At 67.5% G+C, this 12,500-nt stretch carries 13 protein-coding genes; 9 read left to right on the top strand and 4 right to left on the bottom strand.

What is annotated here, in order from left to right:
* Positions 1 to 14: 14 nt before the first annotated feature.
* The 8 genes from purH to AC3WL8_RS09295 all read left to right on the top strand — a co-directional run bounded on the left by purH (position 15) and on the right by AC3WL8_RS09295 (position 7,709).
* A complete protein-coding gene (purH, locus tag AC3WL8_RS09330; RefSeq protein ID WP_492378176.1) occupies positions 15 to 1,589 on the top strand; it encodes a bifunctional phosphoribosylaminoimidazolecarboxamide formyltransferase/IMP cyclohydrolase in 1,575 nt (524 codons plus the stop codon).
* A 149-nt stretch (positions 1,590 to 1,738) separates the two neighbouring features.
* Entirely contained in the window at positions 1,739 to 2,284 is a 546-nt protein-coding gene (ruvC, locus tag AC3WL8_RS09325; RefSeq protein WP_013955582.1) for a crossover junction endodeoxyribonuclease RuvC, read from the top strand.
* 81 nt (positions 2,285 to 2,365) lie between these two features.
* The gene (locus AC3WL8_RS09320; protein WP_153953242.1) at positions 2,366 to 3,601 is read left to right on the top strand and encodes a glycerophosphodiester phosphodiesterase; all 1,236 of its coding nucleotides are present in this window, start codon (positions 2,366 to 2,368) and stop codon (positions 3,599 to 3,601) included.
* Positions 3,602 to 3,679: 78 nt separating this feature from the next.
* On the top strand, positions 3,680 to 4,261 hold the full coding sequence (ruvA, locus tag AC3WL8_RS09315) for a Holliday junction branch migration protein RuvA (protein ID WP_013955580.1): 582 nt from the start codon (positions 3,680 to 3,682) through the stop codon (positions 4,259 to 4,261).
* A 58-nt stretch (positions 4,262 to 4,319) separates the two neighbouring features.
* Positions 4,320 to 5,378 (top strand): Holliday junction branch migration DNA helicase RuvB, encoded by a 1,059-nt coding sequence (gene ruvB, locus AC3WL8_RS09310; RefSeq protein WP_013955579.1) that lies wholly within the window; start codon positions 4,320 to 4,322, stop codon positions 5,376 to 5,378.
* 206 nt (positions 5,379 to 5,584) lie between these two features.
* A complete protein-coding gene (locus tag AC3WL8_RS09305) occupies positions 5,585 to 6,178 on the top strand; it encodes a hypothetical protein (protein ID WP_010813893.1) in 594 nt (197 codons plus the stop codon).
* 44 nt (positions 6,179 to 6,222) lie between these two features.
* Positions 6,223 to 6,807, top strand: coding sequence for a BPSL1445 family SYLF domain-containing lipoprotein (locus tag AC3WL8_RS09300; protein WP_013955578.1), 585 nt, complete (start codon positions 6,223 to 6,225; stop codon positions 6,805 to 6,807).
* 176 nt (positions 6,808 to 6,983) lie between these two features.
* Positions 6,984 to 7,709 carry a queuosine precursor transporter gene (locus AC3WL8_RS09295; RefSeq protein WP_013955577.1) on the top strand — a complete coding sequence of 242 codons (726 nt, stop codon included), beginning with the start codon at positions 6,984 to 6,986 and terminating at the stop codon, positions 7,707 to 7,709.
* A 2-nt stretch (positions 7,710 to 7,711) separates the two neighbouring features.
* On the opposite strand, the gene AC3WL8_RS09290 is transcribed toward AC3WL8_RS09295, so the two are convergent.
* The 4 genes from AC3WL8_RS09290 to tyrS form a co-directional block, all read right to left on the bottom strand.
* On the bottom strand, positions 7,712 to 8,386 hold the full coding sequence (locus tag AC3WL8_RS09290; protein WP_035824657.1) for a histidine phosphatase family protein: 675 nt from the start codon (positions 8,384 to 8,386) through the stop codon (positions 7,712 to 7,714).
* A 64-nt stretch (positions 8,387 to 8,450) separates the two neighbouring features.
* Complete coding sequence (locus tag AC3WL8_RS09285) at positions 8,451 to 9,098, bottom strand: YbhB/YbcL family Raf kinase inhibitor-like protein (RefSeq protein WP_492378175.1); 648 nt, start codon at positions 9,096 to 9,098, stop codon at positions 8,451 to 8,453.
* A 51-nt stretch (positions 9,099 to 9,149) separates the two neighbouring features.
* Positions 9,150 to 9,611, bottom strand: a complete 462-nt coding sequence (dtd, locus tag AC3WL8_RS09280; protein ID WP_492378174.1) for a D-aminoacyl-tRNA deacylase — start codon at positions 9,609 to 9,611, stop codon at positions 9,150 to 9,152.
* Between the two features lie 10 nt (positions 9,612 to 9,621).
* Entirely contained in the window at positions 9,622 to 10,863 is a 1,242-nt protein-coding gene (gene tyrS / locus AC3WL8_RS09275; protein WP_211980717.1) for a tyrosine--tRNA ligase, read from the bottom strand.
* Positions 10,864 to 11,108: 245 nt separating this feature from the next.
* On the opposite strand from tyrS, the gene AC3WL8_RS09270 reads away from it, so the two are divergent.
* The gene (locus tag AC3WL8_RS09270; protein ID WP_153953240.1) at positions 11,109 to 12,500 is read left to right on the top strand and encodes a M23 family metallopeptidase; all 1,392 of its coding nucleotides are present in this window, start codon (positions 11,109 to 11,111) and stop codon (positions 12,498 to 12,500) included.

Below are 12,500 nucleotides of genomic sequence, written 5' to 3'. Positions count from 1 at the left end.
CATCTCCCACAGCCATGATCAAGCAAGCCCTACTCTCCGTTTCCGACAAGACCGGCATCGTCGATTTCGCGCGCGAACTGAACGCGCTCGGCGTCACGCTGCTTTCCACCGGCGGCACCGCCAAGCTGCTGGCCGACAGCGGCCTGCACGTGACGGAGGTGGCCGACTACACCGGCTTCCCGGAAATGCTCGACGGCCGCGTCAAGACGCTGCACCCGAAGGTGCACGGCGGCATCCTGGCGCGCCGCGACCTGCCCGAGCACATGGCCGCGCTGGCCGAGCACGACATCCCGACGATCGACCTGCTGGTGGTGAACCTGTACCCGTTCCAGCAGACCGTGGCCAAGGATGACTGCACCCTGCCCGACGCGATCGAGAACATCGACATCGGCGGCCCGACCATGCTGCGTTCGGCGGCCAAGAACCATCGCGACGTGACCGTGATCGTCGACCCGGCCGACTACGCCGTGGTGCTCGATGAAATGCGCGCCAACGCCAACAGCGTCGGCTACGACACCAATTTCCGCCTGGCCACCAAGGTGTTCGCGCACACCGCGCAGTACGACGGCGCCATCACCAACTACCTGACCAGCCTGGGTGCCGACAAGTCGCACCAGGCCCGAAGCGCCTACCCGCAGACGCTGAACCTGGCCTTCGACAAGGTGCAGGAAATGCGCTACGGCGAGAACCCGCACCAGTCCGCCGCGTTCTACCGCGACCTGAAGGCCGTGGACGGCGCGCTGGCCAACTACGTGCAGCTGCAGGGCAAGGAACTGTCGTACAACAACATCGCCGATGCCGACGCGGCCTGGGAATGCGTCAAATCGTTCGACGCCGCCAACGGCGCCGCCTGCGTCATCATCAAGCATGCCAACCCGTGCGGCGTGGCGCTGGGCGCGAATGCACTGGAAGCGTATGACAAGGCCTTCAAGACCGATTCGACCTCGGCCTTCGGCGGCATCATCGCCTTCAATGTCGAGCTGGACGAAGCCGCCGCTCAGGCCGTGGCCAAGCAGTTCGTCGAAGTGCTGATCGCCCCGTCGTTCAGCGCCGGCGCGCGTGCCGTATTCGCGGCCAAGCAGAACGTGCGCCTGCTGGAAATCCCGCTGGGCAAGGGCATCAACCAGTATGACTTCAAGCGTGTCGGCGGCGGCCTGCTGGTGCAGAGCCCGGACGCCAGGAACGTGCAGCCGTCCGAGCTGCGCGTGGTGACGCGCCGCCACCCGACCCCGAAGGAAATGGACGACCTGATGTTCGCCTGGCGCGTGGCCAAGTTCGTCAAGTCCAACGCCATCGTGTTCTGCGGCGGCGGCATGACGCTGGGCGTTGGCGCCGGCCAGATGAGCCGCGTGGATTCGGCCCGCATCGCCAGCATCAAGGCGCAGAACGCCGGCCTGACGCTGGCCGGCTCGGCCGTGGCCTCTGACGCGTTCTTCCCGTTCCGTGACGGCCTGGACGTGGTGGTCGACGCGGGCGCGACCTGCGTGATCCAGCCGGGCGGCTCGATGCGCGACGACGAAGTGATCGCCGCCGCCGACGAGCGCGGCATCGCCATGGTGGTGACCGGCACGCGCCACTTCCGCCACTAAGCACTGGCAGGCTTGCGGTCTTGCCTGGCAAGACCGCCGGCTCCCGAAGCGGTTTCGTTCTCCTGCAAGGGAAAGCGAAACCGCTTTTTGCATTAGGTGCCGGCGCAAAAGGCAATACACTAACGACGGTATCCCACCCTACCCAGTTCATGCGAATCCTAGGCATCGACCCCGGCCTGCGCACCACCGGCTTCGGCGTGATCGAGAAGCACGGCAACAAGCTTGCCTACGTGGCCTCGGGCACGATCACGAGCGACGGCAATTCAACCCTGCCGGAACGGCTGAAGACGCTCTACGACGGCATCAGCGAAGTGTCGCGCACCTATGCACCCGACTGCGCGGCGATCGAGAAGGTCTTCGTCAACGTCAACCCGCAGTCCACGCTGCTGCTCGGCCAGGCCCGCGGCGCGGCAATCTGCGGGCTGGTGGGCTACGGCTTGCCGGTGTTCGAGTACACCGCGCTGCAACTCAAGGTGGCGGTGGTCGGCTACGGCCGCGCCAACAAGGCGCAGGTGCAGGAAATGGTGACGCGGCTGCTGATGCTGCCCGGCCAGCCCGGCAGCGATGCGGCCGATGCGCTCGGCGTGGCGATCTGCCATGCCAACGGCAGCGATACCCTGGGCACGCTGTCGGGCCTGGCGCCCGACCTGGTGCGCAAGGGCATGCGCGTGCGGCGCGGGCGGCTGGTCGGCTGAGCACGGCCAGCGGCTGGCGCTTGCTGTGCCCGCTCCCCCATCTTTTACAATCGGGCCTTGGTCTCACCACAGGAACGCTGCATGCCTAGCCAGTCCCGATTGAGCGCGCCGCGTTGGCGCGCAGCCAGCCTCTTCCCTGTTCTTGCCTTCCGGCGATGGCTGTTCCCGGCCGCTGCGGCCTGCGCCGTGCTGGTCGCCGGCTGCGCCACCGCGCCGCGCCCTAAGCCCGTGTCTGCGGCTCCGGTGCCGGCACCCGCCGCGAGCGCTCCGCCTGCGGCCGCCGCCACCCAGCCTCCCAGGCCGCTGGTGATCGCCCACCGCGGCGCCAGCGCGCTGCGCCCGGAACATACGCTTGCCGCCTACGCCAAGGCCATCGAGGACGGCGCCGACGCCATCGAGCCCGACCTGGTCATGACACGCGACGGCGTGCTGGTGGCGCGCCACGAGAACGACATCACCGGCACCACCAACGTGGCCGAACTGCCGCAGTTCGCCGAGCGCAAGCGCACCAAGGTGATCGACGGCGAGCGCCTGAGCGGCTGGTTCACCGAAGACTTCACGCTGGCCGAGCTCAAGACACTGCGCGCGCGTGAGCGCATCCCGCGCCTGCGGCCGGCCAATGCGCGGTTGAACGACCAGTTCGAGGTGCCGACCTTCGACGAGATCGTGCGGCTGGCCGAGCAGGCCTCGCTGCGCACCGGCAAACCCATCGGCATCTATCCCGAACTGAAGCATCCGAGCTATTTTCGCGGCATCGGCCTGCCACTTGAAGACAAGCTGGCAGCGGCCTTGCGCGCGCAGCCCTACTTGCGCCAGGCGCCGGTGTTTATCCAGTGCTTCGAGAGCGGCAGCCTGCGCGCGATGCGACGCACGCTGGGCCGCGGGCTGCCCAACGTGAAGCTGGTGCAACTCATCGGCAACCCGCGCAAAGGCCCCGCGGACTGGAAGCTTGCCGGCGACCCGCGCACCTTCGACGACATGCTGAGCACGACCGGCCTGCGCGAAGTGGCAGCCTACGCCGACGGCATCGGCCCGGAGAAGAGCAGCGTGGTGCCACGCGATGCGCAGGGCGCGCTGGCTGCGCCGACGCCGGTGGTGCGCCAGGCGCATGCTGCCGGGCTGTTCGTCCATCCCTACACCTTCCGCCCGGAAAACAGCTTCCTGCCCAAGGCGCTGCAGACCGGCGGCGACGACGCCACGCGCAGCCCGTCCGGCATGGAGCGGGAGGTGCAGGCCTTTATCGCGGCCGGCATCGACGGCTTCTTCACCGACGACCCGGCGCTGGGCCGCCGCGCGGTGGATACGCCGGCGCGCTGATCCGGCCGGGCGGCCGCTGGGCTACACTTGCGGCCGCCTCCTCCCTGACACCCCACCTTCCATTCCCTCCTCCGCACCATGATCGGACGCATCGCCGGCACCCTTATCGAGAAGAATCCCCCGCACCTGCTGGTCGATTGCCACGGCGTCGGCTACGAGGTGGACGTGCCGATGAGCACCTTCTACAACCTGCCCGCGGTGGGCCAGCCGGTGACGCTGCTGACGCAGCTGATCGTGCGCGAGGACGCGCACCTGCTGTACGGCTTCGGCACCGCATCGGAACGCAACACCTTTCGCGAGCTGATCAAGATCACCGGCATCGGCGCGCGCATGGCGCTGGCGGTGCTGTCGGGCATGTCGGTCCCCGAGCTGGCGCAGGCCATCACGCTGCAGGAAGCCGGCCGCCTCACGCGCATTCCCGGCATCGGCAAGAAGACCGCGGAGCGGCTGCTGCTGGAGCTCAAGGGCAAGCTGGGCGCGGAGCTGGGCCATGCGCCGGGCACGCCGGCGGTGCCGGACAGCGCCGTCGACGTGCTCAATGCGCTGCTGGCGCTGGGCTACTCGGAGAAGGAAGCCGCCGCCGCGATCAAGCAGGTGCCGGCGGGGACCGGCGTGTCGGAAGGCATCAAGCTGGCGCTCAAGGCATTGTCCAAGGGTTGAGAGCTGCATAGGCGCGTAGAATGGCGGCTTGTTGCCGCTGTCCGGGCCCCTGACCATCATGATCGAAACTGACAAGCTTGCCGCCCCCGCCCGCGTGATCGCCGCCACCCCCGCCTCGTCGCAGGAGGAGGCGTTCGAGCGCGCGCTGCGGCCCAAGCTGCTGGACGAATATGTCGGCCAGGAAAAGGTGCGTGGGCAGCTCGATATCTTCATGCACGCCGCGCGCAACCGGCGCGAGGCGCTGGACCACGTGCTGCTGTTCGGCCCGCCGGGCCTGGGCAAGACCACGCTGGCCCACATCATCGCGCGCGAGATGGGGGTCAACCTGCGCCAGACCTCGGGCCCCGTGCTGGAGCGCCCGGGCGACCTGGCCGCGCTGCTGACCAACCTGGAAGCCAACGACGTGCTGTTCATCGACGAGATCCACCGGCTCTCGCCGGTCGTCGAGGAAATCCTGTACCCGGCGCTCGAGGACTACCAGATCGACATCATGATCGGCGAAGGCCCGGCGGCGCGCTCAGTCAAGCTCGACCTGCAGCCGTTCACGCTGGTGGGCGCCACCACGCGTGCCGGCATGCTGACCAACCCGCTGCGCGACCGCTTCGGCATCGTGGCGCGGCTGGAGTTTTATACCGCCGATGAGCTGGCCCGCATCGTCACGCGCTCGGCGCAGCTGCTGCATGCCCGCATCGACCCGCAGGGCGCGCTGGAGATCGCCCGGCGCGCGCGCGGCACGCCCCGTATCGCCAACCGGCTGCTGCGCCGCGTGCGCGACTACGCCGAGGTCAAGGGTGACGGAAACATCACTCGCGCTATGGCCGACGCAGCGCTGGCCATGCTGGACGTGGACAGCGTCGGCTTCGACCTGATGGACCGCAAGCTGCTCGAAGCCGTGCTGCTCAAGTTCGGCGGCGGCCCGGTGGGCGTTGACAACCTGGCCGCGGCCATCGGTGAGGAGCGCGACACCATCGAGGACGTGCTCGAGCCCTACCTGATCCAGCAAGGTTATCTGCAGCGCACGCCGCGCGGGCGCGTGGCCACGGCTGCCGCCTATCGGCATTTCGGCCTGGCCAACCCGCAAGGCAGCGGCGCGACCGAGCTGTTCGGCGACGCCTGACAGCGCGCTGCAGTGCAGCAATAGCGCCTTGGCAGGGCCCGGCGCAGCACCAATTAAATGTTTTAATTTCGCGCTCCAAATTTTTTCGAAGTGGATTGCTGGCCCGTGGCCGATTGTCCACAATGGCTTTATCGGCACCGGCCCGGTGCTGCGATGGCCGCGCCCCGCCAGGCACGGCACCTTCACAAATACGTCAAGGAAAGCCAATGATTCGCCATTCGTCCAGCCTGCTCGCCGCAGCCCTCGCCGCCACCGCGTTCGCCGCCGGCAGTGCCAACGCCCAGCGCCCGCCGGCGCCGGTCGGCGTGGCCGAAGAAGCGGTCATCAGCGGCAAGATCGTCGATATCGATCCCGAATCCAAGGCCGTGCTGGTCCAGGGCCCGCGCGGCAACGTGGTCGAACTGGTCGCTGGCGACGAAGCCCGCAACTTTGGCCAGATCCGCAAGGGCGACATCCTGACCGTAGCGCGTGGCGCCGCGCTGGTCGCCGCGCTTGAACCGGTCGACAGCAAGGCCACCGCACTGGCCGAATCGGTCGACCGCACCACGCGCGCCGCAGAGGGCGGCAAGCCAGGCATCATGCGCGAGATCACCACCACGGTGACCGCACAGATCACCAAGGTCGACCCGGCCAAGCGCCTGATCACCTTCCGCGGTCCGCGCGAGACGCTGCGCACGGTGAAAGTGCAGGACCCGGCCATCGACCTGAACGGCATCAAGCAGGGCCAGATGGCCAAGATCGTCTACCGTGAAGTCGTGGCCATTACGGTCAAGGCACCCGCGGCAGCCGCAGCCAACTGAGCCACTGAGCCAGACGCGGTACTTTTCCCATCAGGAGGTTACCTATGAATCGTCGCCACTTTGTTACCCGGGTTGCCGGATCGGGCCTGCTCGTCGCCACGGTGATGGCTGCGGGCTGCAGCACTACCGGCACCAGCGCCTCGAAGGACCCGGTCGCCAAGAAGCAGGAAATCGATGCAGGGGTGGACGGAGCGCTGAACCGGCTGTTCTCCACCAACGCCGGCGCACGCGACCTGGCGCAGCGTGCGCAAGGGGTCCTGGTGTTCCCGCGCGTGATCTCGGCCGGCCTGGTGGTAGGCGGCGAGTACGGCGAGGGTGCGCTGCGATCGAAGGGCGCGACGGTCGGCTACTACAGCACGACGCAGGCCTCGGTCGGGCTGACCGCCGGCGGGCAGTCCAAGGCCGTCATCATCATGTTCATGACCCCGGAGGCCTACAACAAGTTTGTTTCCAGCAAGGGCTGGACCGCCGGCGCCGATGCCAACGTGGCGGTGGCCAAGATCGGCGCGGACGGCAGGCTCGACACCCTGACCAGCCAGCAGCCGGTGATTGCCTTCGTGCAGACCAATGCCGGCCTGATGTTCGACGTCTCGGTGAACGGCGCCAAGATCAGCAAGCTGGAAATCTGACGCGGCCACCCGGCTGCGCCGCTCTACCTGAAGTTCCCGGCTTCGGCCGGGAATTTTCATTTCGGGCGGCCACAGCAACGCTTGCGCACGCCGCGGCAGGCGCGGCGCAATCCGGGGCCCGCTGGCATAATCGCGCCCAAAACACCGCGCGCCAGCGCGTCCGACCGGGAGCCCCCATGTCCGCCGTCCCCGCCAGCACGACCCAACCGGGCCGTGTCTACCGCTACTATGACTTAGTCATGGTGGCCTTTGTCACCGTGCTGCTGTGCTCGAACCTGATCGGCGCGGCCAAGGCGGCGCAGGTGACGTTGCCGGTGATCGGCACGGTGACCTTCGGCGCCGGGGTGCTGTTCTTCCCGATCTCCTACATCTTCGGCGACGTGTTGACCGAGGTCTACGGCTACGGCCGCGACCGGCGCGTGGTCTGGGCCGGCTTTGCCGCGCTGGCGTTCGCCACCTTCATGAGCCTGGTGGTGTTGAACATGCCGGTCGCGCCCTTCATGGCGGACTACCAGAAAAGCCTGCAGGAGGTGTTCGGCAACACCTGGCGGATTGCGCTCGGCTCGCTGATCGCCTTCTGCTGCGGCAGCTTCACCAACAGCTACGTGCTGGCCAAGATGAAGCTGTGGACGTCGGGGCGGTGGCTGTGGACGCGCACGATCGGCTCCACGCTGGCCGGGGAGCTAGTCGACTCGTCGCTGTTCTACGTGATCGCCTTCTACGGCATCTGGCCGCTGGAGAAGGTGATCCAGGTGGCGGTGGCGCAGTACGTGCTGAAGACCGGCTGGGAAGTGGTAATGACACCGGTGACGTACAAGGTGGTGGGGTTCCTGAAGCGGGCCGAGAACGAGGATTACTTCGACCGCAATACCGACTTCACCCCGTTCCGCGTCCGCGTGTAGCGCTACGGCACGCGCCGGTCCACCTCGTCCAGCGCCAGATTTTCCAGGTGGCTGACATCGCCCCACTGCGCCAGCGTCAGGTGGGTGCTGTCGCTGCGTAGCCGGTTGACGCTGGCATTGAGCAGTTCATGCTGGCGCGGCGCTTCCAGCGTCATGCCGGTGGCCTCGCGGTACAGGCAGTCGAGCACGCCGCCGTGCGCCACCAGCGCGATGCGCTCGCCGGGATGCCGGCGCGACAGCGCCAGCACCACCTCGACCGCGCGCTCATGGAAGCCCAGCAGCGACTCGCCTTCAGGCGGCGCGTAGTCCGGCACGCGCGCCTGCCAGCGGGCAAAATCCTCGGGCAGGTGCTCGGCCACTTCGGCGTAGGTCTTGCCCTGCAGCGTGCCATAGCTGCGCTCGCGCAAGCGCGCATCGGGGCGCACCTGCAGCCCCAGCACCTCGGCCAGCGGCGCAGCGGTTTCCATCGCACGCGACAGGTCGCTGGCATATACCGCATCGATCGGCTCGCCCGCCAGCGCAGTGGCCAGCGCGCGCGCCTGGGCGCGGCCGGTCTCGTTCAGGGGAATGTCGAGCTGGCCCTGCAGCCGGCGCTCCCGGTTCCAGGCCGTTTCGCCGTGGCGGATCACGATCAGGTGGGTATAGGCCAGCGAATGCGGCCCGGGGCTTTGCGACATGCCGTTTCCTTCGGGATTTCCTTGAGGCCGGGCACTGCGCGGCTGGCGCGGCGCCGGCCAGGCGTTATTTCGCCAGCTTCGGGTTCAGCGTATAGGTTCCGGTGAGGCTGGCCTGCGCCAGCACATGGCCCTGGATCGCGTCGCGCACCTGCGCGCCGGTGAACGTGCCATCCAGCGGCAGCCGGTCGACGTCCAGCGCATACAGCGTGAACACGTAGTGGTGCAGCAGCGTGTCGTTCCACGGGGGGCACGGGCCGTCATAGCCGTAGTAGTCGCCCTTCATGTCGGCATCGCCGGCGAACCAGCTGGTGTAGTCGTTGATGCCGTGGCGCAGGCCGCCCGCGGTGGCGGTGCCGCCGGCGGCTTCGGGGCCCGGCTTGCCGCGCGCGATCACACCGTCGCTGTGCGAGCCCGCCGCGATCGAGGTCAGGCCCGGCGGGATGTCGACCAGCACCCAGTGGAAGAAGTCCACGCGCGGCAGCGAGGCCGGCACTTCGCGGCCTTCCTGGTTGACGTCGTCGCCCTTGCTGGGGACGTCGCGGTCGTGGCAGATCAGCACGAACGAGCGCGTCTCGGCCGGGGCGTCTTCCCAGTGCAGGTCGGGATTGCGGTTGTTCGACAGGGCCACGTGGGCGGTGGCGTCGGGCACGCAGAAGGCGAACTCGCCGGGAATCGGCGCGTTGTCGTTGAAGGACTTGCTCCAGAGTTTCATTTGTCTCTCCTGTCTTGGTGCCGCGCCGGGGCGCGGCAGCTTGGAATCTGTTCAGGCCGGCGGCACCCGCAGCCAGAAGGTGACCGGGCCGTCGTTGACCAGGCTGACCTGCATCATCGCGCCGAACTCGCCGGTCTGCACCTGCGGATGGACGGCGCGCGCCTGCGCCACGAAATGCTCGTACAGGCGCCGGCCGTCCTCGGGCGAGGCAGCGGGCGTGAAACTCGGCCGCGTGCCGCTGTTGGTATCGGCCGCCAGCGTGAACTGCGACACCACCAGCAGCCCGCCGGCGTTGCCGTTGCCGTCCATGTTCTGCACCGACAGGTTCATCTTGCCGGCCGCATCGGAAAACACCCGGTACGACAGCATCTTGGCCAGGAGCCGCTCGGCCTGCGCCTCGGTGTCGCCGCGCTCGGCACAGACCAGCGCCAGCAGGCCGGCGCCGATTTCACCGGTGGTGCGGCCTTCTACCGTGACGCGGGCCTGGGCCACCCGCTGGATCAGCGCGATCATCCCGGCCGCCTCAGGCCAGCGTCACGCGCGCGAAGCGGCGCTTGCCGACCTGCACGACATAGGTGCCGGCGGCCACCCTGGTGGCCTTGTCGCTGACCGTGGCGCCGTCGATCTTGACGCCGCCCTGCTCGATATTGCGGTTGGCTTCCGAGGTGGACGGCACCAGGTTGGCCTGCTTGAGCAGCTGCGCGATGCCCAGCGGCGCGCCGCTCAGGCTGACTGCCGGGATATCGTCCGGCACGCCGCCACGGGCGCGGTGGTTGAAATCTTCCAGTGCCTTCTCGGCATCGGCCTGGCTGTGGAAGCGCGCCACGATCTCCTGCGCCAGCAGCACCTTGCAGTCGCGCGGATTGCGGCCCAGCGCGATTTCCTGCTTCATCAGCTCGATCTCGGCCAGCGGGCGGAACGACAGCAGCGTGTAGTACTGCCACATCAGGTCGTCCGAGATGCTCATCAGCTTGCCGAACATCTCGTTGGGCGCCTCGGTCACGCCGACATAGTTGCCCTTGGACTTGGACATCTTCTCGACGCCGTCCAGGCCCACCAGCAGCGGCATGGTCAGGATGCACTGCGGCTCCTGGCCGTATTCCTTCTGCAGCTCGCGCCCGACCAGCAGGTTGAACTTCTGGTCGGTGCCGCCGAGCTCCAGGTCTGACTTGAGCGCGACCGAGTCATAGCCCTGCATCAACGGGTAGAGGAACTCGTGCACGGAAATCGGAATCCCGGAGCGGAAGCGCTTGGTGAAATCGTCGCGCTCCATCATGCGCGCCACGGTGTACTTTGCCGCCAGCTGGATCATGCCGCGCGCGCCCAGCGGATCGCACCACTCGCTGTTGTAGCGGATCTCGGTGCGGGCCGGGTCCAGCACCAGGCTGGCCTGGCGGTAGTAGGTCTGCGCGTTGGCCTCGATCTGCTCGCGCGTGAGCGGCGGGCGCGTGCTGTTGCGGCCCGACGGATCGCCGATGGTCGAGGTGAAGTCGCCGATCAGGAAGATCACCTGGTGGCCGAGGTCCTGCAGCTGGCGCAGCTTGTTCAGCACCACGGTATGGCCGATATGGATGTCGGGCGCGGTCGGATCCAGGCCCAGCTTGATGCGCAGCGGCACGCCGGTGGCCTCGCTGCGCGCCAGCTTCTGCGTCCACTCGGATTCGATCAGCAGCTCGTCGCAGCCTCGCTTGGAGACTTCCAGGGCCTGCATCACCGACGGCGTCAGGGGGTATTTGGCCGTGGGGCCCGTGGCAACTTCAGTCATGACGTAAGTCTTTGAAATACTTGAAATTTTAGGAAATTTCCTGACAGCCGCCAGGGCCGGATTTTGGTATAATCCGCGATTCCCGGCGCCTACGGAAGCCTTTCCAGTGCGCTACCCGCCACTTTGTGCAGCAATGCTGGCGGCCAAATAACAGTGAAGAGCCCGCGCCGCACCTCGGGGGAGGAAGGCAGACGAGACACATCGTCCCCGGCAGTGGTGCTCAGACCAAGGTTGAATTTTACGTGATGTGGTCCAGACTCCGCGAAGTTTTCGCGCGTGAGCTGGTGGTTCTTGTCGATCCGACCAACCCCCAGCACGCGCGGCGGCGCAAACAACTGACGGCCTCGGTGGGCGCAATCTTCACGCTCGGCATGGCCGCGGCGATGGGCGTTGCGCCGCGCAGCGCCTTTGACGATCCGCTCGCACCGCGCACGCAGCAGGCGCTGCGCATGCCCGACGTGCGCGAGCAACTTGAACAGCTTACCGACAACCAGGCCGTCTACGTACGCGAAGAGCGCATGCAGCGCGGCGACACCATCGCCAGCCTGCTCAAGCGGCTGGGCGTGGACGATGCCGACGCGCAGGCGTTCATCGTCAAGAACCCGACCGCGCGCGGCCTGTTCAACCTGAACGCGGGCCAGGCGGTGCAGGCGGAGATCGACGAAAGCAACACGCTGGTGTCGCTGCAGGCCAACCTGGGCGGCGATGCAGCCGCCTCGCGCGAGCTGGTGATCGAGCGCGTGCGCGCGGCCAGCGACGATACCGCCGCCACCTACAAGGCCAAGGTGCAGCGCGTCGACAACGACGTGCACTACGAGATGGCCTCGGGCGCGATTTCCGCGGGCGGCTTCTTCAAGGCCATGGACGCGGCCAACGTGCCCGACGAAGTCGTGCAGCAGATGCTGTCGATCTTCTCCGGCGTGATCGACTTCCACCACGACATCGCCAGCGGCGACCGCTTCCGCATCATCTACGAAGCGGGCTTCCGCGACGGCACCTTCGTGCGCAACGGCCGCGTGGTCGCATTGGAGCTGATCAACCGCAACCAGCTGCACCAGGCGCTGTGGTTCGCGCCCGAGGACAGCAAAGACGGCGGCGCCTACTACACCTTCGACGGGCGCAGCATGAAGCGGCCGTTCCTGCGTTCGCCGGTGGAATTCTCGCGCGTGTCGTCGGGCTTCGGCGGCCGCGAGCACCCTCTGCATCATGACTGGGCGCAGCACAAGGGCGTGGACTTCGCCGCCCCGACCGGCACCAAGGTGCTGGCCACCGGCGACGGCGTGGTCGAGTTCGTGGGCCAGCAGAACGGCTACGGCAATATCGTCATCCTGAACCACGCCAACGGCTACTCGACCTACTATGCGCACCTGTCCGGCTTTGCCGGCATGCGCCAGGGCCAGCCGGTGCGCCAGGGCCAGCTGATCGGCTATGTCGGCTCGACCGGCTGGGCCACCGGCCCGCACCTGCACTATGAGTTCCGCTTCAACGACGTGCCGCAGAACCCGCTGACCATCACGCTGATGGAATCGCCGACGCTGACCGGCAAGTCGCGCCAGGAATTCCTGACCTACACCAGCGGGCTGCTCAGCCGCATCAATGCGCTGCGCACCTACAACGTGCTGACCGCCTCCAACTGA

The organism is Cupriavidus sp. FW305-F7 (genome assembly GCF_058782875.1).
This window is presented reverse-complemented; position numbering and strand designations above follow the sequence as displayed.

Bases quoted from the DNA above. Each gene is read 5' to 3' on its own strand.
- purH (WP_492378176.1), top strand. From the start codon at position 15: ATGATCAAGCAAGCCCTACTCTCCGTTTCCGACAAGACCGGCATCGTC.
- ruvC (WP_013955582.1), top strand. From the start codon at position 1,739: ATGCGAATCCTAGGCATCGACCCCGGCCTGCGCACCACCGGCTTCGGC.
- AC3WL8_RS09320 (WP_153953242.1), top strand. From the start codon at position 2,366: ATGCCTAGCCAGTCCCGATTGAGCGCGCCGCGTTGGCGCGCAGCCAGC.
- ruvA (WP_013955580.1), top strand. From the start codon at position 3,680: ATGATCGGACGCATCGCCGGCACCCTTATCGAGAAGAATCCCCCGCAC.
- ruvB (WP_013955579.1), top strand. From the start codon at position 4,320: ATGATCGAAACTGACAAGCTTGCCGCCCCCGCCCGCGTGATCGCCGCC.
- AC3WL8_RS09305 (WP_010813893.1), top strand. From the start codon at position 5,585: ATGATTCGCCATTCGTCCAGCCTGCTCGCCGCAGCCCTCGCCGCCACC.
- AC3WL8_RS09300 (WP_013955578.1), top strand. From the start codon at position 6,223: ATGAATCGTCGCCACTTTGTTACCCGGGTTGCCGGATCGGGCCTGCTC.
- AC3WL8_RS09295 (WP_013955577.1), top strand. From the start codon at position 6,984: ATGTCCGCCGTCCCCGCCAGCACGACCCAACCGGGCCGTGTCTACCGC.
- AC3WL8_RS09290 (WP_035824657.1), bottom strand. From the start codon at position 8,386: ATGTCGCAAAGCCCCGGGCCGCATTCGCTGGCCTATACCCACCTGATC.
- AC3WL8_RS09285 (WP_492378175.1), bottom strand. From the start codon at position 9,098: ATGAAACTCTGGAGCAAGTCCTTCAACGACAACGCGCCGATTCCCGGC.
- dtd (WP_492378174.1), bottom strand. From the start codon at position 9,611: ATGATCGCGCTGATCCAGCGGGTGGCCCAGGCCCGCGTCACGGTAGAA.
- tyrS (WP_211980717.1), bottom strand. From the start codon at position 10,863: ATGACTGAAGTTGCCACGGGCCCCACGGCCAAATACCCCCTGACGCCG.
- AC3WL8_RS09270 (WP_153953240.1), top strand. From the start codon at position 11,109: ATGTGGTCCAGACTCCGCGAAGTTTTCGCGCGTGAGCTGGTGGTTCTT.